Consider the following 22545-nt stretch of genomic DNA (forward strand, 5'->3'; position numbering starts at 1 on the left):
AAAACACATGACCGAGACATAAACGCCGCTAAAAACATTCTAAAACAAGGATTAACAGATTTAATCGATGAAACAATGAACCTCTGGAACAGGGGGGATAGCACGGTAATCCTACTCTCATGGGAGAGTATCAGCCCGTGAAGTAAGAATCCTCGACTTCTCCAAAGTCGAGGTAGTTCAAAAAAATAAAATGTTCGCCAAAATATTCAAAAATTATTTATCTTTCCCCTTTGAAATCTATTAATTAGTTTAGAATTATTGGTTAGAATTGGAAATTTTAGTGTTATAATTAAAAAGTTATTGGGATGATAGTGTGAAGAAAACAAAAGTCATATGTACTATAGGTCCAGCATCTGATTCGGTAGAGGTTATGGGCAAAATGGTCAATGTAGGCATGAACTGTGCACGTATTAATCTCAGCCATGCTACAGAAGATGAAATATTAAAAACAATTGATGTCGTTCGCGAAGTGCGCAAAATATCTAATTTGCCGGTTGCCATCATGTATGATACTAAGGGGCCTGAATTTAGAACTTTAAAATTTAAGGATGGTGGTGTGACTCTTAAACAGGGGGATACCATCAAAATGAGTAAAAGTTGCATACAGGGAAATGAGAATGAATTTGGAGTCAACCACAGTGATGCAATCGACTTTATAAATGTGGGAGACAAGGTACTCATAGACAATGCCCTGTTTGAATTGGAAGTCGTCGAAAAGGAGAATGGTTTTGTTCAGTTGAAGGCTTTAGGTGACGGTAAGATCGAAAATCACAAATCAATCAATGTTCCGGGGGTCAATTTGGGGCTGGATTTCATGAGTGATATGGATAGAAATGACATTAACTTTGCAGCAAGGCATTCATGTGATTATTTGGCCTTGTCATTTGTAAATGCAAGGGAGGATGTGATTACAGCCCGTGAAATAATCGAAAAAGCTGGAGGGGATGCTCTCATTATTTCAAAAATTGAAAGCCGAAGGGGAATTGAGAATATTGATGAAATTATTGATGAATCAGACGGAATTATGGTGGCCAGGGGAGATTTGGGAGTGGATGTTCCAATGGAAGAGTTGCCTGTTCTTCAAAAGAGTATTATTAAAAAATGCCGCCAAAAAGGTAAATTCGCCATTGTTGCCACTGAAATGCTTGCTTCAATGTATGAAAGTCCAAGACCGACAAGAGCGGAGGTATCGGATGTTGCAAATGCAATATTGGATGGAACCGATTGTGTGATGTTGTCTGGAGAAACAACAATCGGAAAATATCCGGTACCGGCCGTTGCAATAATGAGCAAAATCTGTGAATACGTGGAGTCAACAATTGACTATTCAAAAAATATTGACTATATTGGTTCAATTGGCATCAGTGATGCAATAGCAAAACTGGTGGCTGATGCTGTTGAATATGCGGATATTAAATTGATAGTTACACCTACAATGACAGGATTTACTGCCCGAAAAATCAGTAATCTGAGGCCAAACTCTATAATAATGGCTTGCTGTCCGTCCAAGCATATTGCTGAGAAGGTTGTGTTGAACTTTGGCGTTGAACCTGTGATAACTGACATTTACGAAAGTACTGATGAGATGGTTGAAAGCGCAATGGAAATCGCTAAAACTGAATTTAATCTTAATAAAGGAGATTTGATTGTTGTTACTGGAGGATTTCCGATGGGTGAAGCAAGAAGAACTAATTACTTGAGGATTGTTGAAATATAATATGTTTAGGTAGATTATTTGTTTTTTGGATAATGTGTATAATTTATAAACAATATTTGCATTGAAATACAGGTAATGTAAAAAAATATTAGTATTTAAATATCAATAATGACAAAAAATTATATAGGTGATAAATTTGTTAGAAGCATTTTTGCCTTTTATCGGGCTAATTATATTTGGAAATATCGAAAACTTGATTTTAGCATCACAGGGTGTTGTTCAAGGTGTAGATATTAAAGTTTTAGGTGGATTAAGTATAATTGTGGTTATAATGTGGTTAGTTATTGGAACAGTGGCTACAGAAGTTGCAATCGAATATTCAAGCTATATCACATTCATAGGCGGTCTTGCAATAGTCATATTGGGTATTCAGGCAATTTACCAGGCTGTCAAAAATATTCATGCAAAGAACATGGGTGAAAATCATGGTTAATCTAAAAGACTATGCTCCATTTACAGGTTTGCTTATTTTTGGAAACATAGAAAACTTAATTCTTGCATCACAGGGTGCAGTTGCACATGTTAACCCATTCATTTTGGGAGGATTAAGTTTAATTGCAGTTGTCATGTGGTTATTGCTTGGAGCATATGGGACAAAAATGGCTATCAAATATGCTGATTATATTGAAATATTCGGCGGGGTAGCTATTATTATTTTAGGTTTCCAATCAATGATTGAAGCTATGGGAATATCTCTTTTCCCTTAAACCTTTTTTAATTTTTAATTTACTTTTTTTTAACATCTGATGTTGGAAAATTAAGTTATGGGTTTTCCGCAATACATACAAAATTCATAATTTTCATAGATTTGTTTTCGCAATATTGGAATTTTTTCATTTTTGAATTAATCCGGTCTCTGCAATACATGTGATAGTTATCGTTTGTCTTGTGGCATTAGAGATTCTAATTATTAATAAAACTAATATTATATTAATAATCAAGAAATTAAAGATAATTAATGAATGGTTAATCTTAAAAATTAAATAAACTTTATTTTTTAGAATTTGAGAATACCACGACTCCGTAAGTCGTGGCAGTTCAATGGACAGGCAAAGGATGAAATCAATCTTCTTCATCAATTGCTTGAATAATTTCAGAAACTAACTCTTCAAATTCTTTATCCTCTCTATTTCTAGGATGCTCAAGTTTAACGTCAAAAATTTTCTTGATTCTTCCAGGTCTTCTAGAAAGAAGGACAATTTCATCTGATAAAAATACTGCTTCATCAATATCGTGTGTAACGAAAAGGATTGTCTTATTTTGCTCTTTACAAATTTTATAAATTTGTTTTTGTAGTTTGTGTCTTGTCTGCACATCCAATGCACTAAATGATTCATCCATCAATAAACTTTTAGATTCATTAATTAGTGACCGGATTATTGCAACTCTCTGTTTCATACCTCCGGATAATTCATGAGGATAGCTGTTTGCAAAATCTTTTAGTCCAACACTCTCAAGATACTCCATTGCACGTTCCTTACTTTCTTTTTCAGGTTTTCCATTGATGCCTAATCCAAATACTACATTATCAATGACATTTAACCAAGGATAGAGGGAATAATTCTGGAATATAAAACCTCTTCGGTTGGAAGGTTTTGTTACTATTTCTCCATCATCTTTAACAGTACCTTCTGTGGGATTTTCGAACCCTTCAATTATACGCAGCAATGTTGTTTTTCCGCAACCTGATGGGCCTACAAAGGATACGAATTTTCCGGTTTCAATAGTAAGGTTAATATCCTTTAATGCAGTTACGTCTTCTTTATCGTCCCCTGATTCAAAAACTTTTGATACATTTTCTATTTCAAATGTCATATTATCACCTTACCAGAATATTTTTTCCTGTATCTTTGAAAAGATATAATCAAAAATTATACCGATTACACCAATTACTAACATTCCAACTACTGTTGAACCTGTATCAAATAGGTTAGTGGATGTTAAAATCATATATCCTATACCGGAACTGGATCCAATCATCTCACCGGAAATTGTACACATTAAAGCAATACCTATTGCCACTTTAAGTCCGGATACAATATACGGCACGCTTGATGGTACGATTACTTCAGTTAACATCTGTCTATTAGATGCTCCAAATGATTCTGCTGCTTCTATTAAAACAGGATCGGTTCTATGTACTCCATCAATTGTTGAAATCAGTATTGGAAAAACGCATCCCATGAAAATTATGAATACTGCAGGTCCTACTCCAATACCGAACCATATTATTGAAAAAGGAATCCATGCAATTGGGGGGATAGGCCTTAAAATACTGATGACTAATTTACATATTCTTTCTAATCGTTTAAACCAACCTAACATTATACCTAATGTTATGCCCACCAGTGATGCTAGCAACATACCAAACAATACTTTATAGAGTGTTTCAAGGATATCTTTAAAAAGCTGGCCTGAAGTAACTAACTTGACAAATGAATTTGCAACATCTGTTAGTCCAGGAAACATGTAACTTGGAATCAGCTGAAACACATCACAAATCAGATACCAAATTATTATTAAAATAATAGGTAATATTATCATCTCTCTACTATATTCTTCTCTCAAACTACTCATATTAAAACCTTCCAGTAAACCTTAGATAAATTTAACTTTCTGAAAATAATTTTTCCTGAGGTATATTTCCAGTAATTATTCCCAGATCTTTTTCAATATTTAAGAAATCATTCACATTTTTCTTATAGGTGTCATTCAAATCACTTACCCATTTGATATGTGTTAAACTTTCTTTTTCAATTTCAGAATCAGGAACGATATGTGGCGGTAAATATTGTATCGCTCCTTGAGGATTTTCTATTATTTTCTCAGTTGCTCTTTTATGAATATCTAAAATCTTGTTTGATTTGTCAGATTCTTTTGATAAAAATTTTTCATTCATAATTACAACACAACATGGATGGTCAGGTAAAATATCTGCAGAGTTTTCCACCAAAGTCTGATTATTAATATCTTTTGAAATTGTAACATAAGGTTCATATGTTAACATTGCATCGATACCATCAGTTTTTAATGCATCATTCATTGAAGAAACCTTCATGGTAGGACTTTCAATATCAGAAGTACTTAGTCCGTGTTTCTTTAAATCATATTTTAATAATACACTTTGTATTGATGCCTCACCTGGTGTAGCTATAGTCTTACCTTTTAAATCAGTGATGGACTTAACTGATGAACTATGGGAAAGCAAACCGCTTCCCTCATTTTGAGCTCCTGCAACAATTTTTACAGGTACACCTTTGGATATGGAATATATTACTGGTGTTATTCCAACATAACCAACATCCAATTCACCGCTGGCCATTGCACTCATCATATCACCACCATTATTATATTCATATAATTCCACATCAATTCCCGCATCTTTAAACATTCCTGTAGCGTTTGCGACAAATAATGCTGAATCATGGTCTGTAGGCAAATATCCGATTTTAACAGTTTCAGTATTTTCACCGGACATAGCATATAATGTAAAAATAATTAGTAAAATAACTGCTATCAATATAGTTAGTCCAATAATTTTTGTATTTTTTGACATGATATTAACTCCTGAAATATGGATTGTCATTTGTTTAGAAACAATGATTATATTTTAGGAGTATTTCAAATAAATAATTTTTTTATTAAAGTTTATTGTAAATTTGTTATTTATTTTGAAAATATTCTTCTAAAAAGTAGTTAATTGTGGATATTGGGGAAATAAACAGTTATTTAGAACAACTAATGTAAAATAATTCTTATAATCTATTAATGGGACTTAAATGTTTTTTTATCAAAATTTAGATGTTTTGTTGCCTAAAATAACCATTCGAAAAATCATTAGCTTACTTGAAATTTTTGGACAATTTACAAAACATTATTCGTATCAATAATAATGGTTGGGGGTGAATTGAAATTTAAATCGGATAAAATCCATTTACTTCTTTTTCATGCTGTAACCAAGTTTTAAGTATGTCATCTTCTATTATCATGAAAGTCATATTTTTTAAGTTTTTAATTATGGTGGAGTATCTTTCAATATGATAATTCTAATTTCTGAAAAATTAGCAGTTATTTGAATGTTAGTCAATTATTCATGTTATATGCCACAATGTTAAATTGTAATGTTCTATAATAACTAACTTTATATACTATAAGAAATTAAAATTACATTTAGTAACCAAAGGTAAGTTTAAAGATAATTCATATATTTACCAAATTATTGCGGAAAATGAGGTGACAAAAATTCCCTCAAAATGGGTGGTGAGTATATGAAAATACGCAGGCTTACTAAAAGTAATTTTTATTAGGAGGTCATTTATTTGGCATTTAGAGATTATTTTAAATTTAATAAAGATAAAACAACATTCATTTTTGTAGGTGGAAAAGGAGGTGTTGGAAAAACTTCTGTTTCATCTGCTACCGCGTTATGGTTAGCTGAACAAGGTAAAAAAACATTAATTGTATCAACAGACCCTGCACATTCTCTTGCAGATTCTTTAGAAGTTCCTATCGGAAACTATCCTCGTGAAATCAAAACCAATTTATTTGCTGTCGAAATTGATCCTGATGAAGCTATGGCTCAAAAACAAGCTGCTCTTGAAGCCCAAAAAGCAGCAAATCCTTCCGAAGAAGGCGGATTATTGAACATGGACTTTTTAACAGACCAATTAGACATGGTTTCTTCCTCTCCTGGTGCTGATGAAGCTGCCGCATTTGAAATGTTTATGGGTGTAATGAACTCTGATGAATATGATGTTGTCGTTTTTGATACTGCACCAACAGGCCACACATTAAGGTTATTGTCATTCCCTGAAGTAATGGATTCATGGGTAGGCAAATTGATGATGGCAAAGGCTAAACTTGGAACTGCAACAAATGCACTTAAAAAAATCATGCCGTTTATGGATGCAGTTGATGATCCACAAACTTCAGAGGATTTAAAAAGAACTAAAGAACAAATTGACAAGGCAAAAGAGGTTTTGTCTGATCCTGATAGAACAACCTTTAAGATGGTTGTAATTCCTGAAGAAATGTCAATTTATGAATCTGAAAGGGCATTGGAAGCTTTGGGTAAACATGATATAACTGTTGATAGTGTTATTGTAAACCAGGTAATGCCTGATATCTGTGACTGTGATTTCTGTCACTCAAGACATAAATTGCAACAAAAAAGATTGGCTTTAATCGATCAGAAGTTCCCAAATCAACATATTGCTGAAGTTCCATTGTTTAAGGATGAAGTCAAAGGTCAGGAAAAATTGTTAAACTTGGCTCACATCTTGTATGATGATGAAGACAACGATGAAGTTGTTCAGGAAGCAATTCAGTTATAAAAAAATAAATAAGTTAAAATAAATCATTATTTTAACTTTCACTATTCTTCTTTTTTAAAAAACCATTCTAAAAATCTTACAATCACTATTAATCCGAATATTGTTGTACAGATTATCACTCCATTGAATGTTATTATCAGATGGATAAATGAAATAACAAATGCGATATCCAATATTTTAAGTATTGTACTTTCCTTTTTGAATTCTTCAATTATTCTCATCTTAACTCATACTCCAGCTTTTGTCCCAGTATTTTGTTGGTACGCTTATTGGCACACAGTATTCCTCATCAAAATATTGGTATGTTTCGGATTTAGTTAATTTTTTGGTTTTTCCATTACTAATGTATATTGCATTATCTCTATCTAAAGTCAAGTCATTATTGACCTTTACTTCAATATAGTCATAACCTCCATCTTTTGGTATATTAAATACTTTTTTTCCCTGAAGATATCCTGGTCTTGTAAAAGTACAGGTATCCATCGCTTTGTGCCATTCTTTTTTATCTAAAACTTTATTCCGGTAGGTTGTTCCAACGTTTTGGGCAATTACCATGGTTGAAAATAATCCTAAACATACTGAAGATATACCGCTCAATGCTTTGTCCAGAATGAATTTGATACCCAAATATGCAATTTGAGTTATGGGCTGGGCTTTATTTACTAAATCAGATATTCCTTTTTCAATGTTGTTTATGGTATCTTTAATTCCGGATATAATGTCTCTGGGGATAATTCCAACACCGCAACAGTCGCCGCTGGTGGAAATTGCCGAACCTTTGTACGTTGCATTGGCATGAGTTACAATGACATTGGCTATTCCACTGGTTGTATTGACTATGATTGCCGAATGGGTATTGTCTTCGCTAAAAACGTAAACTATTTCGCCCAATTGCGTCATGCTGAAGTTGTTATTTGAAATTGCTTTCAATATGTTATATAATGAATTTGTTGTATTGTCTTGATATCTTGATGCAACCTTTGAAAGGGAATAATCCTCTATATTTGGTAAATATAGTGAATTGAGTAACCTGAAGAGTGAAACATTTTTTTCACCTCCTTTTACATCCATTCCCATGTCTGCATTTAGGACATGTAAATATGTATCATCAAGATTTATTCCACCTAAGATTGTCAATGTGTTGCTGCGTTTCCAATTCACATTAAACTCCTTTGAATAGTTGTCTGCCATCTCATCTGCAAGCCATACAGTTTCAAGTGATGCCAGATGCATACCGTATAGATTCATCAATCCAAATTTAGTTATATAATTGGAATTCAAATTCACCCAATTTTCAAGTATTTTTTGTGTCATTTTTTCATTGATGATGGAAAATGACTGAAGAACTTCAAAACCATAGTTTTTTCGATATTTTTCACCAAGGCCATAACTTATTGTTTCGATTTTTTCAAGCTCTTCTTTTCCGTTAATTTTAAATGATGTGATAATATCCTCTTTTGATATGTATCCGGCAACATAACTTCCAAATATACTGAATGTAACTGGTTGCTTGTTGTTTTCAAATTTCACACTATTTTCATCGATGTCATTATAATTTAAATTGTATATTGTTTTTCCATAAAATTTTGATAAACTGTATTTCAAACCCATTTCATCAAATGCAAGTGTCTTAAAGTTTATTTTTGCTGTAATCTTGTCATTTTTTGTGTAGGTCAATGTTTCAAATCCGTCGATTCCTTTGTCGGCATACATTCCAAATAACTCTACGTTGTCACTTGTTGCATCTCTATAGTCAATTTGAACATAACCTCCAGTATTGTATATTAGGATTCCATTTCCCTTTAAGTTGTTCTTATTCAAGTCACTTTTCACTCCGCTATTGTCAAAAGGAATAAAATGTGAATAATATCCGAGTAGTGTGGCATCATAACCGCTTATTTTTTCTGTAATAAATTTGTAAGAATTTGATCCGACTTGAATTACAATATATTGGGTTTTGGGCAATTTTATTATTCCGTCAGTCCCAGTTTTGATAGAATATACTGAATTATGAAACACATAGGGCATTGTCACATTAACATAGTTTGGAATTTTGACGGAGTGTGTAAATTCACTATGTTTTATTATCTTGTTGACAGTTATTTTATTTGTAGATTTAAGCCCGTCATATTCTGTGGTAATAGTATATTTTCCTATAGGTAGGTTAATTGGCAAACTGATTGTCCCGGATTTGTCTGTTGTTTTTGTATAACTTTTTCCGTTGACTTTTATTGTAACTTTTTTATTGGGTGAAGCTTTTCCATTTGAATTAAATATTTTCACGTTGAATTTGCTCCCATCCTCAAAATTCATGGTTAAATCTTTTGTTTCAATTAAAGATTTGATTGTGATGGTTTTAGTGATGGATTCGGAGGTCTTTAAATTTTGTGAAATGATGCTGTATTTTCCAGGATTCAGATTGATGTCTAATTTTGCAACACCTTTTGTGTTGGTTTTAACAGAATGTGTTTTACTATTCAGTTTAAACTTGATTGCTGTATCTTTCAATAATTTTCCCTTTTTATCGTAAAATGTGGAGTAATATGCGGCTTTGTTTTTATAGTATTTTGTTAAATCATCACATTTTACCGTACTTTTAATTATAACTGCACTTTTTGAACTGCTTGACTCAAATTCACTGTTTCCATTGCAGGTACATAAAACTATGTATTTTCCACTTTTGTAATTTAAATTTAGGTATACTTTTCCCTGTTTGTCTGTTGTTTTGGTGAATGTTTCACCATTTATTTTGATTTGGATTTTAGCATTTTGTATCGTTTTTTTATTGTATTTTAAAGTTGCTGTAAACATTGTTCCGTCTTTATAATGCATTTTAATGTCTGGTGCGGTCAATGTTGTCTTTTTTTTAACAACATTTGTAGTTTTCGCAGTATTTTGTGTTGCGCTTAGTGTTTCTTCGTTTTTATCTAGTTCTAATTTTTCTATGTTTTCATTTTCAACACTTAATTTTGATAGTTCTGCATTTGGATTTTCTTTTTGAATGCTGGTTATTGTTTCATTTGTGTTTTCTGCAGCTGAAACAGCTGAAATTAAAAAAATAAGTAAGAAAATGAAAACAATGGTGTTTATTTTTTTATTCATAGTATCAACCTTGATGCTGATTTTTTTAAAATCAACAATCAAAGTATGATTTCTTGAATATAAATGCTTTAATATTTAAAATAAATAGTAAATGACTTTTAAAATGAATTTTAAGCATAAATAATCCTAATAGATTATCATAATGCACATATAAGTAAATTCACTTTGAGCAATATCTTTTAAAGTGGACTCAACAATTCTTTCATCTGGGTAACTCAACCTTTCACAAACTACAACTTTTCGGTTTTCTTCAACACCGTTATCCAGTAAAAATTGGGCCATATCCTTTACCTTTCTGGAAGGGAGTGCAATTGTGGTTTTTCCATTGTTGATAACTGGTAAAATGTCTTCGATGTTTTCCCGTCCATGAAAAGTCATTACATTTGCATTATCCCATTGGATATGGTTTTTTGCGGCGGCTAATTGGAGTGAACTGATTCCTGGAATTACTTCAATGTTATCTTTGTTAAAATTTTTCTCTGAAGAGATTCTCAAAACAGTATTCAAAACGCCTGAAAAACCAGGATCTCCAGTTGATAAAATTGAAACAGTATTTCCGTCACAAGCCAATTGAACACCATCCTCAAGTTTGTCCAATAACTCTTTAACGTTAAATGCGATTTTATTGTTTACGTCTTCAAATAAATCGATTGCTCTTGTACTTCCAACAGTATAATCTGATGTTTTTACGGTATCTACTGCCTTTTTTGTTAAATATTCGCTTCCGCCAGGGCCTATTCCAACAATATAAATTTTACCGGTCATTTTAATCATCAATTTCTAATGTTTCTTTGAAATTATTTTTCAATTCGTTTCTTAAATTTTTGGGATAGTTGTCATCCAAGTCATCATTTAAAGTAAACATGGCCAATTCATAGATGATTCTATTCATGGATCGCCCATATTCTGTCAAATAATATTCAGTAGTTACGGGGGTGGTGTTTAAAACCTTTTTTTCAATTAATCCCTTTTCTTCCAAGTCTTTTAAACAGCTGGATAATACCTTGTTGCTTAATTTAGGTTTATCTTCTTTAAATTCTTTGAAATGTTTTTTTCCAAAAAACATGTCCCGAATTATCTGAATGCTCCACTTTTTACTGATTAAATTTAAGGTTCTATCAACGGGACAAACAATTTTTTCGCTATTCATAATTTAAAATAGATTGAATTATTATATAAATGGTTACTTTTTGGTCACTAGGTTTCTGAAAAGTTACAAAAATCATTTAAATATCCTAAATTAAATTAATTATTAATTAAATTGGAGGGATTGAAATTAACACAACTGAACAATTGGATTTTTTGGTTAAATATTTGATTGATGAACGTGATGAGATAATTGATGTTCCTGATGATTATAATTCAAAAAAAATGTTGCTTCGTTCATTAATGAATGTAAGGTTGCCTTCTAAACTTTCTGATGAATTTTTGGAAGTTCAGGATGAATTTTTAACATCTGAAACATTAAATAAAACTTTGACCTCTGTTGATGAAATTGCTGAGGTTAAAGACAGAATCATGCTGTGGCAGGGAGATATTACTACACTCAAAGTCGATGCCATTGTTAATGCGGCCAATTCTAAACTGTTGGGCTGTTTTATTCCTCATCATAACTGCATAGACAATGTAATCCATTCAGCTGCAGGTCTGCAGTTAAGGGAGGAATGCAGTAAAATAATGGAAGTTCAGGATAGTGATGAGGAAGTGGGTAGAGCTAAAATTACGGGCGCCTATAATCTGCCCTCAAAACATGTGATTCACACAGTTGGTCCTGCAATTCCTCAAGGGATGGAACCTTGCGATGAAGACAAAAGAAATTTGGCTAATTGTTACAAATCCTGCCTGGACATTGCAAGTTATAACAAATTGCAATCCATCGCATTCTGCTGCATATCTACTGGAGTATTTAATTTTCCGCAGGTTTTGGCTGCAAAAATTGCTGTTTCAACTGTTGAAGAATATTTGGATAATAATGAAACTTCCTTAAATCATGTTGTTTTCAACGTGTTTACGGATACTGATTATTTGATTTATAAAAAATTGTTATTTGGTGATGATTAATGGATAAGTTTGTTTTAAGATTGGATAATGCTAAAAAAGCTATTGATGAAGCAGATTTTGTACTTATAGGTGCTGGTGCAGGGTTATCTACTGCAGCAGGAATTGATTATACTGGAGAACGTTTTGAAAAATACTTTAAGGATTTTATAGAGGAATATAACTTTACCGACATGTATTCCTCTGGTTTTTATCCCTTTGAATCCTTGGAAGAGAAATGGGCCTATTGGGCAAGACATGTTTTTGCAAACAGGTATGATGTGGGGAAAACTGAAGTATATCAAAAATTGCTTAAATTGGTGGAAAATAAGGATTATTTTGTTCTAACAACTAATGTGGAACATCAATTTTGGATAAACGGTTTTGAAGATGAAAGGATTTTTGCAACTCAGGGAGATTATGGCTTATTGCAATGTGAAAAGGCATGTCATGATAAGTTATATCCAAATAGGGACCAGGTATTCGAGTGGCTGGATAAAACTGAAAATTTCAGAATACCTCCGCAATTGGTTCCGAAATGTCCTGTCTGTGGTGGGGAAATGGATTTGAATTTAAGGAAGGATAATTATTTTGTTGAGGATGAAAAATGGCATGAAATGAATAAGAATTATTCCAATTTCTTAAATAGGGCTGATGGAAATATTGTATTGCTGGAGATTGGTGTTGGATACAATACTCCGGGGATTATAAGATATCCTTTTGAGCAAATGGCTTATAACAACAAAGATATTACATTAATAAGATTAAACAAGGATTTTCCTAATGCAATTCCTGAAAATAAAGATAAGACAATTGGTTTTGATGAGAATGTTGAAGATATCTTGGATTATTGGCTTTCAAGAATTTAAATTTTCAATTTCTCTTTTTAAGAATTTTTAAACCACCTTGGCCTGCAGGGTCGAAGATTCTTACTTCAGAGCCAGTACTCTCCCATGAGGTAGTTGCTGTGCTGTATCTTCTGTCTTTTAATTCCTCATATCGTCCTAGAATACTCTTGTACCTTCTGTTTTGATGTTTTTCGATGCATTTATGTTGCTGTCATTTGATTTTATATGCTGGATAGGTCCATTTTTCTTGCTCACGGCCATCATTCTAAAAAGAATATTTGAATCCGAGCATATGGCATATGATGATGGTTATTGCATTAGCTAAAGCAAGTAAATTAGTTGTAATGATTGATTTTAGTGAATTGATGTTTTATCATTCTATCTCAATTTTTTGTCTATTTTTTGTTTTTAGTGTAATGATTGTAATTTCTGGTTTGCAGTTGATTCTGATTCTAAATGAATTGGTTCCTAATCCTTTACTTGTATATTGTGTCATGTTCCCAATTTTATAAAGACCAACGGGATATTTTGTTGATTTTGGACCTCGGAATGGTGTTGTTTCAAATTTTGGAATGATGAACTGTCCTCCATGTGAGTGTCCTGAGATTTGAAGGTCGAATCTGTTTGTCTGTGAAGATTCCTGTGCAAAATCCGGTTCGTGAACGAGCAATATGTTTGTGCCTGTGTCTGGAAGTTTTTCCAACACTTTGTCTAGGTTGTCTGCACAAACTGTACAGCTGTCAACGCCGCATATATTTAAGAGTTCATCTTCCCTTTTGATTGTAAAAACATCGTTGCTTAAATCTACAATGTCTGACTCTTCAAATATTTTTCTGATTTTTTCTGCACCCATCCAATGGTCATGATTTCCCAAAACACCGAATTTTCCATATTTTGCATTTAATTTCTTAAGTGAACTTTCTAGGGATTTTTCATAATTGTCTATGACATATGAAACGTAATCTCCAGTTAAAGTTATCAGGTCGAAATTTAATGTGTTGACATATTCTATCAAGTCTTCCAGATATTCGGGATTAATCCATTGGCCTAAATGAATGTCAGTTAAATTTAAAATCCTGAAATTGTTAAAATTCCATCCTATGCTGTCCAATTCAATGTCAAGCTCAATTAAATCTATATTTTTTTCGCTGAACTTTTTGTCCGGCAGCGAATTTGTCATTGCATCCTGAATTCCCTGTCGGATTTTCATTGCCTGTGGCCTTTCAATATCTTCATCTTTCATACTAATTATAGTTTAATTTCTGAAACTATTTATAATTTTAAAAACATACATTTAGATGTTATTAATTATTAAGTGATTATTATGCTTCAAATTGCAGTTTGTGGAAAACCGAATGTTGGAAAATCATCTTTTTTCAATTCAGCAACAGCATCTGGTGTAGAAATGGCAAACTATCCATTCACAACAATTGATGCGAATAAGGCTGTTGCTCATGTAATTAAAGATTGTCCATGTAAAGAACTTGGCGTTACATGCAATCCTCACAATTCTATATGTGTCGATGGGAAAAGATTGCTTCCAATTGAAATGATAGATGTTGCAGGACTTGTTCCTGGAGCGCATGAAGGAAAAGGATTGGGTAATAAATTTTTAGATGAATTAATGCAAGCTAAAGTATTTATTAATGTCATTGATGCTTCAGGTTCAACAGATTTGGAAGGAAACCCTGTGGATCCTGGAAGTCATGACCCATTGGATGATTTGGAATTTTTGGAAAATGAAATTGTAATGTGGATGTATGGAATTTTATCCAAAAATTGGGTAAGGCTTATAAGAAAAGTTGGAGCTGAGCATTTAGATATTTCAAAAGTATTGTTTGACCAGTTATCTGGTACTGGAATAGCAATTGAAGATATTATTGAAGCTAGAAGGACTATTGAACCTGATTTCAATAAATGGGAAGAAGAAGATTTGATTGAACTTACCCGTAATATTTTACACATTGCCAAACCAATGATGATTATTGCAAATAAGGCGGATTTGCCTACTTCAGCTGAAAATATCAAAAGAATTAAGGAAAAATATCCGAATGTAATTCCAACTTCAGCAGGCTCAGAACTTGCACTTGTAAAAGCGGCTGAAGGTGGATTGATTAGTTATTTGTCCGGTGAAGATCATTTTGAAATTTTGAAACCGGAAGAATTATCTGAACCTCAACGTAAAGGTTTGGAATACATTCAAACCAATATTTTGGATGTTTATGGAAGTACTGGTGTTCAGGATGCGTTAAACTACGCTATTTTTGAATTGCTTGATAGGATTGTCGTATATCCAGTTTCAGATGAACATAAATACACTGACCAAAAAGGAAACGTATTGCCAGATGGATTTTTAGTTCCTAATGGTGCAACTCCACGTGAATTGGCTTACATTGTACACACTGACATAGGTGATAAGTTCATGCATGCTGTGGATGCCCGCAAAAACATGCGTGTAGCTAGTGACTATGAGCTGAAGGATGGAGATATTATCAGTATTGTAACAAGAGGTTAATTCCTCTACTTTTTTTTATTTTAGATTTCCATGGTTAAATTAACTAAAGATTTAAAACCTGAAGAATTCAGGGAATACTATTTTTTAAAAGAAGAACTTAAGGATTTTTGCAGGTTTGAGGGTCTGAAAGTAAGTGGTTCTAAACAGGATTTGGAAAATAGGATAATTCACTATTTATCAACAGGTGAAACTTTAAATGAACCAGTTTCAAAGCAAAATTCAAGCAGTTCCTCATCTGAAATCACTTTAGACTCCAGATTGGGTGAAAATTTTAAATGTAGTGAGGATAAAAGAGCATTTTTTGAAAATAAAATCGGTAAAGGATTTAAATTCAAAGTTAAGTTTCAAAAATGGTTGAAATCCAATCCCGAAAAAACATATAGGGATGCAATCGATGCATACTTTGAAATTCAAAATTCCAATGAAAAAACAAAAATTGATAAGCAATTTCAATACAATCAATACATACGGGATTTTTTTGAAGATAATGATGATAAATCTCTGGATGATGCAATCAGATGTTGGAAATATAAAAAGTCTATAAAAGGCCATAACAAATATGAAAAAAGTGATTTGGAGGCATTGTTATGAAAAAAGTTAAAATTACAGTCATGAGAAAAGTCAGGCATGATGATTTAATCGACAAATATGAAAATCCTCTGGAGCATGAATGTGATGTTGAAGAGGGCCAAATTTTCATAGCTAATGGTTGGGCAAAGCCGGAAAACTTCTGTGACAGTGCATGGGAGAGTCTTTCACCATTTGTAATGGCATTGGCCAATGGTGCCAGTGATTTTTATGATGGATGGATGAAAAACAAGAAATCTGCAATGATATCATGCAATGATGGTTTCAGGCCAGTTAGCTTTCTTTTGGAAACAATGGATGAAGACGCAGATTAGTTGATAGCATGGCTAAAGTTTTTGATTTTTTTAAAAGGGAAATCGTATTTTCCATATCATTGATTTTAGCTATAATTTCCTGTTTTTTTGCAAGACCCAGTATTGACTATATCAATTGGGATACCATAATTCTGCTTTTTGCAATAATGCTTGTTGTCGAAATCCTTAAGAATTTGGCTATTTTTGAGATGTTGGTAAGAAAACTGCTGGCTAAAATTTCAAACACTCGTGAATTGGTGTTGATTTTAGTTTTTGCTTGTTTTTTTAGTTCAATATTCATTACAAATGATGTTTCTTTAATCATATTTGTGCCATTTTCAATATTGGCATTTAAAAAGGTCGACAGGATTGACCTTATAATATTGACAGTCACGTTACAGACAATCGCTGCTAATGTGGGGTGTATGGTGCTTCCTATTGGTGCTCCTCACAATATCGTAATGTATACGGTATCCCATATTCCATTTGAATCATTTTTTATATTGCTTTTGCCTTATGTTTTAGTATCTATCGTATTTTTAATGATTTCATTGTTTTTTGTTCCGGCTGATAAAATAAACCTGCCTAAATTTAACAAAATTGAATTTGATGGTAGTAATTTCTTTAAAAGGGTCTTTTGGGGTATTGATTATTATTTGCTTTTAACCTTCATCGCTTTGTTTATATTGATTGGAAATTTGGAAAGCATTCCATTTTTCAACTTGCTGTTTAAGAAATTGATTGTTGGAAATGAGGTGTTGTGGGGCATTCTTTCATCTCAAATCATTTCCAATGTCCCAGCTGCGATGTTGCTTAGCGGATTCAGTACTAATTATGCATCGATAATTGTGGGAATAAATATTGGAGGTTTTGGAACCCTTATCGCTTCCATGGCGAATCTGATTTCATTTAAAATTCTTGTTCGTGAATTCGATTCATTTAAAATTAGATATTTGATTGTATTTACTGTACTAAACATTTTGCTGATGGTTCTTCTTGTTGGCGTGTATTTCTTAATTTAGGATTGATAGAAAATATTTTATTTTTGATTGTTCATAATTGATTTTATGAATGATTCCTTAAAGATGTATGATGATTTTTCAAATGTTGTTTCAAATGAGGAAAGTGTTTCAACGGAGTCTGTTCTGGATATTCTGAAGGAGTATTCCGGTAGCATTTCTGTATTTGATTTGATGGCTGTTAATGCTGAAATGATTGAAGAAAGCAAGTATGTTCAAGAGAACTATAAGCATAAAAGTCATGAAGTTTATGTAAAATACTTTTTAGGACGCATAAAGGATGTTCATGCAGACAATAATGATTATGAACATGACATTGACAAGGAGGAGTTCATTGATGCGGTCGCTACTTTAAGATCATATCATATTAATGAATCAGTAACTTCCAAAACTAAATTCCCTTTGATTTATGGGATTATTTCCATTTATACTACTTTTATATTGGAAGAACCGATACATCCTGTGGGAACTCCATTTCCAGGGTCATTATATGTTGAAGAAAAAGACGGAAAGTTTTACTGCCCAGTTAAGGATGCAAATCTGGAATCTCCAAATGCAGTTTGTAAAATGTGCATTGCTGAGCAGTTGGAATTTTAGCTATTCATTCTATTGTCAGGTCAGGATTGTTTTTGCTTTGATAGGAATACCAGGTACTGTTTTCAATCAGGAATTCTCTGGCTAATTTGATAAGTAGTTCCTCATCTTCAACTCCTTCGTTTTGGACAATATCATGTTCAGCTTTTTCATATAGCATTACCATTCTTCTGTGGTCATCTATTGTATTGGGTAGTGACATTTTTCCATAGTAACTTCCGGTAAACAATGTTGCTGCAGACATTGTTCCGATTACAATTTTCAATATTGAACGAATCATGTCGGTTGGTGTCAGTCCGACCATTATTCCCCAATGTTGCAGATTATCTAAAGAATAACTGAGCGTATATGATGTTATTTCTCCAGAAGGGATGGTGAGCATGTATACCTCAAATATTAATGCAATGACATAGGTTGCAATTGTTACGGTTAGCACAATTCTTGTAATTCTATTGTCCCTTTCTTTTTTATGTGTTGACCTTACAAGTGCATTTTGATGGTATTTTAACTGGTCTCTAATCCAGCAATTTATAATCAATTTCTTTTGGCCTGTTTTTGTATTTGACAATTCCAATAAAATCTCATTAATCCAAGGAATGCCTTTTTTAATGAACCATGGCAGGATATCTGTGACTTGATGTTTTACATCAGCTTTAGAAAGATAATACTGGAGGCGAAGCGTTTCGGCAAGTACTCGATATTGTATGTATTTTCTGTGGCAGTCATGCCGTTCGGCCAGTTTATAAAATTGATATACTCCTACAATGATTATTATACATCCAATAATAAGCAAATGCAGTTCTGCTTCATCATAAAGAAGAAATAGTAGAGTAATTATTGTTCCAAAAGCAGATAACAACCAGAGATTCCTTTCATGCTTTTTTGCATTTTCAATGCTTAAAACATCCGCTGCCCCATATATTTCATCAATTTTTTTCAGTGTAGGGTCAGTAATTTTATCTTCTATATGGGTAAATGGAATTTTGCAGTTGTTCTTGTCATTGTAAAAGGTCTCTTTTTCATTCATTTTTTCACCTTTTTTTTCGTATGGGTATTTTTTAGGTTTAGTTTAAATATATTTTTTGCACTAAAAATTATATATTTGCTAAAGTTAATATTTTTAATGAGGGACTAATATGGCTAATAAAAATGTCGAATTGATGAGGGGGGAGCCGGAAATTGCAGTCCGAAAGCTTGCAATTCCGATTATGATTTCGATGCTTTTGACAGCATCATACAATATTGTTGATGGAATTTGGGTTGCGGGACTCGGTCAGGCGGCTATTGCAGGAATTGGCTTTGTAACACCTATTTTCATGATTTTGAATGGTGTCAGTATTGGACTTGGAAACGGTGCAACAAGCAGTATTTCCCGTGCAGTCGGTGCGAGAAATCGTGAAGGTGCCAGTAAATCAGCAACACATTCTCTTTTGATATTTTTAGTAGCTTCCATATTGTTAACATTACTTTTGCTTTTGATTCAGGAACCTTTGCTTAAGGCATATGGTGCAAGTGGACAATCTTTGGTTGAAGGACTTAAATATGGTACTCCATTGTTTTCAGGTCTCTTCGCATTCATGTTTGCTAACGGTGGAAGCGGAATTCTCCGTGGTGAGGGTGATATGAAAAGGGCAATGTATGCTATGATTGTGTCTGTGGCACTGAATTTTATTTTGGATCCTCTTTTCATATATGTCCTTAATCTAGGATCTGCTGGAGCTTCTCTTGCAACAATTGTAAGCTCTGTTGGTGCGGCTATTGTAATTATGTATTGGATTTTGATTAAAAAGGACACTTATGTTGATGTTAATCTTAGGGGATTCAAATTCGACTCAAATGTTGCAAAGGATATTTTGAAAGTAGGTATTCCATCATCTCTTGACATGTTCATGATGTCACTTGCAATGAGTTTTTATCTGGCATTCATATCATCAGTCGGCGGTGAATATGGTATTGCGGCATTCACATCTGGTCAAAGGTTATATCTTTTTGGAATAATGCCTTTAACTGCTATTGCTAGTGCTGTTGCAGCTGTAAGTGGAAGTGCATATGGTGCAAGAAACTGGGAATACCTGAACAGGACACACATTTACGGAACTAAATTTGCAATGATATTTTCAGTTGCCATAATGCTTATTTTAGTTATATTTGCACCTCAATTGTCTATGATGTTTGCATATACTCCAGAAACCGCTCCTCTGATTCCTGAAATTACAAACTTTTTAAGAATTGCATGCTTTGGTTTATTGTTGGTAGGTATAGGTATGCCTTCAAGCTTCTTATATCAGGGAATAGGACGTGGAACAACTGCCCTTATGTGGACCATAATCCGGGAGTTGATTTTTACTGTAAGCTTTACTTACTTGTTTGGAATAGTCTTGAATATGGGTTTGACAGGTATTTGGATAGGTTTGGCTGTAGGTAGGATTTTGGCATCCATTCTAAACTTTACTTATGCAAGATACACTATTAAAAAGTTAAAAGCAGTTCTAAACTGATGGTTGTATGGTGATGAAGTCATCTAAAAATAGGATTATGGGAAAGTTTTAAACCCTCCTTCTATTCATCTAATAAATCCGCCACCTTATTTGCAATGAATACGCAGCAGTCGACACAAGGAGATTTGTCTTCACCTTTTTTACTGATTATGTCGCAGCGTACAGTACCGTACTCTTCTTTAAATGTGTTAAAGATTTCTTTAGCATTGGCTTTGATTTTTCCGGTATCATCATTAAGCAGTCCGTTGGCGATCAATGCGCCAGTAACCGCACCACAGGTTCCTTCATCAAATGTTCCACCCATTCCACCTGCAAATCCACATGCTATTTTGCACATTTCAGCTTGACTCATTGGATAGTTGGCGGTTTCACAAAGTCCCATTAAAGTTGATTCAGAACAACTTTTGAAAGTTCTGTATTCTCTGATTTTTTCCTCTAAAATTTCTTTGTCAAGTTTCATACTACAATCTCCTAATTAATTATATTAATTAAGAATTTTAAATATTTATTTGAAAAATTGATAGGTGATAAAAATTATACATCCAAGACCAAGTCCGATTGCTGCTACTCTTTATACGTTAAGGGATATGAATGTTGATGTAATTATTATGCATGGGCCCACAGGATGCTGTTTTAGGACAGCCAGACTTTTGGAAGGTGATGGGGTTCGTGTTGTAACTACTGGAATGTCCGAAAATGATTTCATACTCGGTGCCGGTGAAAAATTGGTTGAAACATTGACTGAAGCTTATGATGAATTTGAACCAGAATTGATGGGAATTGCCGGAACATGCGCCAGTATGATAATCGGTGAAGATTTAAAGGAAGCGATGGCAACTGCAGATTTGCCTTGTACTGTGATACCTGTTGAATCTCATGGGGGATCAGGTGAAGGTGACAACACTGTTGGCGCAATCATGGCATTGGATGCCGCTGTTGAGGCGGGTGTAATTGACCGTGAGGAATCCGACAGGCAAATTGAAATGCTTGAAAAAGCTACAGAAGTTGAAAAAACCCGTGGAATGGCACAGGGAAAATATATCAAGCCTAACTTTGGTGATTCAAAAGAGGCAGTTGCAAAAACTGTAGTCAAATTCCTGAAAGAAGGCAAAAAGGTCGCATTTGTTCTCAACGTTAAAAAAGAAACATCCTATCTGTTTGCAGACATTATTAATTTTGACTATGGGAAAATCAATCCTGAAAATAAACCTATTTTTGTAGCAAATTTGGATGAAAATATTGGTCTTCCAAGAATCAGACAGCATGCAATGAATATTAAAGATCAGTTGGAGATTGAACCTGATTTCATCACAGGCGGTCTTGATGAATATCCGATTACTGCAGATAATGCTGCCGAATACTTGAATGATAAGGATTTTGATTTGATTGTTGTATTTGGAGTTCCTCATGCATTTCCAATTGAGGAGTTTGATGTTGAATCCATTGCAGTAACCGATGGACCACGTCTTGTTGAACCCCTTAGAAATTTGGGATATACTCATGTTGTTGCAGAACTTGATGCACACTCAAAAACACTTGGAACTGATGAAATTGTATTTTCAGACTTCGGCGGAATGATTAGATCAGCTATTGGGTGGTTAAACGAATGATAACAATTATTGATTATAAAAGTGGAAACTTGAAAAGCATTTCAAACGGATTTAAAAAGATTGGTGCAGAGTATCAGATAACTGATGATAAGGAAATGATGGCGGATAGTGATTATTTGGTTTTACCGGGTGTTGGAGCATTCGGAAGTGCAATGGAAAATTTGAAGCCTTTTGAAGAAGTTATTCGGGAACATGTAAATGATGATAAGCCATTTTTAGGAATTTGCCTTGGTCAGCAGGTATTGATGAGTTCCAGTGATGAATCTCCGGGTGTTGAAGGCCTTAACTTGTTCAAAGGCCATGCAGAATTGTTAAGCGGTGATGTAAAAATTCCACATATGGGTTGGAATAGACTAGATGTATGTAATGATTCGCCTATTCTAGAAGGTAT

At 33.4% G+C, this 22545-nt stretch carries 24 protein-coding genes; 14 read left to right on the forward strand and 10 right to left on the reverse strand.

Annotated features, from left to right (window positions below):
• Window positions 1–313 precede the first annotated feature (313 nt).
• The 3 genes from pyk to UIB65_RS10105 all read left to right on the forward strand — a co-directional run bounded on the left by pyk (window position 314) and on the right by UIB65_RS10105 (window position 2424).
• A complete protein-coding gene (pyk, locus tag UIB65_RS10095) occupies window positions 314–1717 on the forward strand; it encodes a pyruvate kinase (protein WP_330041414.1) in 1404 nt (467 codons plus the stop codon).
• 136 nt (window positions 1718–1853) lie between these two features.
• The gene (locus tag UIB65_RS10100; protein ID WP_330041416.1) at window positions 1854–2150 is read left to right on the forward strand and encodes a hypothetical protein; all 297 of its coding nucleotides are present in this window, start codon (window positions 1854–1856) and stop codon (window positions 2148–2150) included.
• A complete protein-coding gene (locus tag UIB65_RS10105) occupies window positions 2143–2424 on the forward strand; it encodes a hypothetical protein (RefSeq protein ID WP_330041418.1) in 282 nt (93 codons plus the stop codon). The genes UIB65_RS10100 and UIB65_RS10105 overlap by 8 nt, the downstream gene beginning before the upstream one ends.
• 355 nt (window positions 2425–2779) lie before the next feature.
• On the opposite strand, the gene UIB65_RS10110 is transcribed toward UIB65_RS10105, so the two are convergent.
• The 3 genes from UIB65_RS10110 to UIB65_RS10120 are packed head-to-tail and all read right to left on the reverse strand — an operon-like array spanning window position 2780 to window position 5273.
• A complete protein-coding gene (locus UIB65_RS10110; protein ID WP_330041420.1) occupies window positions 2780–3532 on the reverse strand; it encodes an ABC transporter ATP-binding protein in 753 nt (250 codons plus the stop codon).
• A 9-nt stretch (window positions 3533–3541) separates the two neighbouring features.
• Window positions 3542–4294, reverse strand: a complete 753-nt coding sequence (locus tag UIB65_RS10115; RefSeq protein ID WP_330041422.1) for an ABC transporter permease — start codon at window positions 4292–4294, stop codon at window positions 3542–3544.
• Between the two features lie 31 nt (window positions 4295–4325).
• Window positions 4326–5273 (reverse strand): ABC transporter substrate-binding protein, encoded by a 948-nt coding sequence (locus tag UIB65_RS10120; RefSeq protein ID WP_330041424.1) that lies wholly within the window; start codon window positions 5271–5273, stop codon window positions 4326–4328.
• 763 nt (window positions 5274–6036) lie between these two features.
• Between UIB65_RS10120 and UIB65_RS10125 the strand changes: the two genes are divergently transcribed.
• Window positions 6037–7050, forward strand: coding sequence for a TRC40/GET3/ArsA family transport-energizing ATPase (locus UIB65_RS10125; RefSeq protein WP_330041426.1), 1014 nt, complete (start codon window positions 6037–6039; stop codon window positions 7048–7050).
• Between the two features lie 41 nt (window positions 7051–7091).
• Here UIB65_RS10125 and UIB65_RS10130 read toward each other — a convergent pair whose 3' ends face one another.
• The 4 genes from UIB65_RS10130 to UIB65_RS10145 all read right to left on the reverse strand — a co-directional run bounded on the left by UIB65_RS10130 (window position 7092) and on the right by UIB65_RS10145 (window position 11302).
• Window positions 7092–7271 carry a hypothetical protein gene (locus tag UIB65_RS10130; protein ID WP_330041428.1) on the reverse strand — a complete coding sequence of 60 codons (180 nt, stop codon included), beginning with the start codon at window positions 7269–7271 and terminating at the stop codon, window positions 7092–7094.
• A 1-nt stretch (window position 7272) separates the two neighbouring features.
• Complete coding sequence (locus UIB65_RS10135) at window positions 7273–10152, reverse strand: carboxypeptidase-like regulatory domain-containing protein (protein WP_330041430.1); 2880 nt, start codon at window positions 10150–10152, stop codon at window positions 7273–7275.
• A gap of 126 nt (window positions 10153–10278) precedes the next feature.
• Complete coding sequence (locus tag UIB65_RS10140) at window positions 10279–10917, reverse strand: cobalt-precorrin-7 (C(5))-methyltransferase (protein WP_330041432.1); 639 nt, start codon at window positions 10915–10917, stop codon at window positions 10279–10281.
• 1 nt (window position 10918) lies between these two features.
• Entirely contained in the window at window positions 10919–11302 is a 384-nt protein-coding gene (locus UIB65_RS10145; protein ID WP_330041434.1) for a helix-turn-helix domain-containing protein, read from the reverse strand.
• Between the two features lie 143 nt (window positions 11303–11445).
• Here UIB65_RS10145 and UIB65_RS10150 point away from each other — a divergent pair, with 143 nt between their 5' ends.
• Together UIB65_RS10150 and UIB65_RS10155 are read left to right on the forward strand one after the other, a co-directional pair.
• Window positions 11446–12213 (forward strand): protein-ADP-ribose hydrolase, encoded by a 768-nt coding sequence (locus UIB65_RS10150; RefSeq protein ID WP_330041436.1) that lies wholly within the window; start codon window positions 11446–11448, stop codon window positions 12211–12213.
• Window positions 12213–13058, forward strand: a complete 846-nt coding sequence (locus UIB65_RS10155; RefSeq protein WP_330041438.1) for a hypothetical protein — start codon at window positions 12213–12215, stop codon at window positions 13056–13058. Before UIB65_RS10150 ends, UIB65_RS10155 begins: the two co-directional genes overlap by 1 nt.
• 352 nt (window positions 13059–13410) lie before the next feature.
• Here UIB65_RS10155 and UIB65_RS10160 read toward each other — a convergent pair whose 3' ends face one another.
• Window positions 13411–14280: a metallophosphoesterase gene (locus UIB65_RS10160; RefSeq protein ID WP_330041440.1), complete on the reverse strand. Its 870-nt coding sequence runs from the start codon at window positions 14278–14280 to the stop codon at window positions 13411–13413.
• 81 nt (window positions 14281–14361) lie between these two features.
• On the opposite strand from UIB65_RS10160, the gene UIB65_RS10165 reads away from it, so the two are divergent.
• Genes UIB65_RS10165 through UIB65_RS10185 form a run of 5 tightly spaced genes read left to right on the forward strand, consistent with a single transcriptional unit; the run spans window position 14362 to window position 18049 of the window.
• Window positions 14362–15552, forward strand: coding sequence for a redox-regulated ATPase YchF (locus UIB65_RS10165; protein ID WP_330041442.1), 1191 nt, complete (start codon window positions 14362–14364; stop codon window positions 15550–15552).
• Window positions 15553–15582: 30 nt separating this feature from the next.
• Window positions 15583–16143: a DUF6434 domain-containing protein gene (locus UIB65_RS10170; RefSeq protein WP_330041444.1), complete on the forward strand. Its 561-nt coding sequence runs from the start codon at window positions 15583–15585 to the stop codon at window positions 16141–16143.
• Window positions 16140–16454: a TIGR04076 family protein gene (locus UIB65_RS10175; protein WP_330041445.1), complete on the forward strand. Its 315-nt coding sequence runs from the start codon at window positions 16140–16142 to the stop codon at window positions 16452–16454. The genes UIB65_RS10170 and UIB65_RS10175 overlap by 4 nt, the downstream gene beginning before the upstream one ends.
• A gap of 8 nt (window positions 16455–16462) precedes the next feature.
• The gene (locus tag UIB65_RS10180; protein ID WP_330041447.1) at window positions 16463–17455 is read left to right on the forward strand and encodes an SLC13 family permease; all 993 of its coding nucleotides are present in this window, start codon (window positions 16463–16465) and stop codon (window positions 17453–17455) included.
• 45 nt (window positions 17456–17500) lie between these two features.
• Window positions 17501–18049, forward strand: a complete 549-nt coding sequence (locus UIB65_RS10185; protein ID WP_330041449.1) for a DUF2115 domain-containing protein — start codon at window positions 17501–17503, stop codon at window positions 18047–18049.
• A 4-nt stretch (window positions 18050–18053) separates the two neighbouring features.
• Here UIB65_RS10185 and UIB65_RS10190 read toward each other — a convergent pair whose 3' ends face one another.
• Complete coding sequence (locus UIB65_RS10190; protein ID WP_330041451.1) at window positions 18054–19073, reverse strand: hypothetical protein; 1020 nt, start codon at window positions 19071–19073, stop codon at window positions 18054–18056.
• A gap of 109 nt (window positions 19074–19182) precedes the next feature.
• Between UIB65_RS10190 and UIB65_RS10195 the strand changes: the two genes are divergently transcribed.
• Complete coding sequence (locus UIB65_RS10195; RefSeq protein ID WP_330041453.1) at window positions 19183–20544, forward strand: MATE family efflux transporter; 1362 nt, start codon at window positions 19183–19185, stop codon at window positions 20542–20544.
• 61 nt (window positions 20545–20605) lie between these two features.
• Here the strand turns inward: UIB65_RS10195 and UIB65_RS10200 are convergent, their stop codons facing one another.
• Window positions 20606–21004 carry a C-GCAxxG-C-C family protein gene (locus UIB65_RS10200; RefSeq protein WP_330041455.1) on the reverse strand — a complete coding sequence of 133 codons (399 nt, stop codon included), beginning with the start codon at window positions 21002–21004 and terminating at the stop codon, window positions 20606–20608.
• A 76-nt stretch (window positions 21005–21080) separates the two neighbouring features.
• Between UIB65_RS10200 and cfbD the strand changes: the two genes are divergently transcribed.
• Window positions 21081–22154 (forward strand): Ni-sirohydrochlorin a,c-diamide reductive cyclase catalytic subunit, encoded by a 1074-nt coding sequence (gene cfbD / locus UIB65_RS10205; RefSeq protein WP_330041460.1) that lies wholly within the window; start codon window positions 21081–21083, stop codon window positions 22152–22154.
• Window positions 22151–22545 (forward strand): imidazole glycerol phosphate synthase subunit HisH (gene hisH, locus UIB65_RS10210; RefSeq protein WP_330041458.1); only part of this gene is annotated, 395 nt, incomplete at its 3' end. The genes cfbD and hisH, both read left to right, overlap by 4 nt.

Source organism: Methanobrevibacter sp. (assembly GCF_036307625.1).
In the GTDB taxonomy this organism is placed as follows: Archaea; Methanobacteriota; Methanobacteria; order Methanobacteriales; family Methanobacteriaceae; genus Methanocatella.

What these genes read in the sequence shown, in the direction of transcription:
- UIB65_RS10135 (WP_330041430.1), bottom strand. Translation starts at nt 10,152, where the DNA reads ATGAATAAAAAAATAAACACCATTGTTTTCATTTTCTTACTTATTTTT.
- UIB65_RS10175 (WP_330041445.1), top strand. Translation starts at nt 16,140, where the DNA reads ATGAAAAAAGTTAAAATTACAGTCATGAGAAAAGTCAGGCATGATGAT.
- UIB65_RS10190 (WP_330041451.1), bottom strand. Translation starts at nt 19,073, where the DNA reads ATGAATGAAAAAGAGACCTTTTACAATGACAAGAACAACTGCAAAATT.
- UIB65_RS10160 (WP_330041440.1), bottom strand. Translation starts at nt 14,280, where the DNA reads ATGAAAGATGAAGATATTGAAAGGCCACAGGCAATGAAAATCCGACAG.
- UIB65_RS10120 (WP_330041424.1), bottom strand. Translation starts at nt 5,273, where the DNA reads ATGTCAAAAAATACAAAAATTATTGGACTAACTATATTGATAGCAGTT.
- UIB65_RS10185 (WP_330041449.1), top strand. Translation starts at nt 17,501, where the DNA reads ATGAATGATTCCTTAAAGATGTATGATGATTTTTCAAATGTTGTTTCA.
- UIB65_RS10180 (WP_330041447.1), top strand. Translation starts at nt 16,463, where the DNA reads ATGGCTAAAGTTTTTGATTTTTTTAAAAGGGAAATCGTATTTTCCATA.
- UIB65_RS10200 (WP_330041455.1), bottom strand. Translation starts at nt 21,004, where the DNA reads ATGAAACTTGACAAAGAAATTTTAGAGGAAAAAATCAGAGAATACAGA.
- UIB65_RS10195 (WP_330041453.1), top strand. Translation starts at nt 19,183, where the DNA reads ATGGCTAATAAAAATGTCGAATTGATGAGGGGGGAGCCGGAAATTGCA.
- UIB65_RS10170 (WP_330041444.1), top strand. Translation starts at nt 15,583, where the DNA reads ATGGTTAAATTAACTAAAGATTTAAAACCTGAAGAATTCAGGGAATAC.
- UIB65_RS10105 (WP_330041418.1), top strand. Translation starts at nt 2,143, where the DNA reads ATGGTTAATCTAAAAGACTATGCTCCATTTACAGGTTTGCTTATTTTT.
- UIB65_RS10115 (WP_330041422.1), bottom strand. Translation starts at nt 4,294, where the DNA reads ATGAGTAGTTTGAGAGAAGAATATAGTAGAGAGATGATAATATTACCT.
- UIB65_RS10145 (WP_330041434.1), bottom strand. Translation starts at nt 11,302, where the DNA reads ATGAATAGCGAAAAAATTGTTTGTCCCGTTGATAGAACCTTAAATTTA.
- UIB65_RS10110 (WP_330041420.1), bottom strand. Translation starts at nt 3,532, where the DNA reads ATGACATTTGAAATAGAAAATGTATCAAAAGTTTTTGAATCAGGGGAC.
- UIB65_RS10140 (WP_330041432.1), bottom strand. Translation starts at nt 10,917, where the DNA reads ATGACCGGTAAAATTTATATTGTTGGAATAGGCCCTGGCGGAAGCGAA.
- UIB65_RS10155 (WP_330041438.1), top strand. Translation starts at nt 12,213, where the DNA reads ATGGATAAGTTTGTTTTAAGATTGGATAATGCTAAAAAAGCTATTGAT.
- UIB65_RS10130 (WP_330041428.1), bottom strand. Translation starts at nt 7,271, where the DNA reads ATGAGAATAATTGAAGAATTCAAAAAGGAAAGTACAATACTTAAAATA.
- UIB65_RS10165 (WP_330041442.1), top strand. Translation starts at nt 14,362, where the DNA reads ATGCTTCAAATTGCAGTTTGTGGAAAACCGAATGTTGGAAAATCATCT.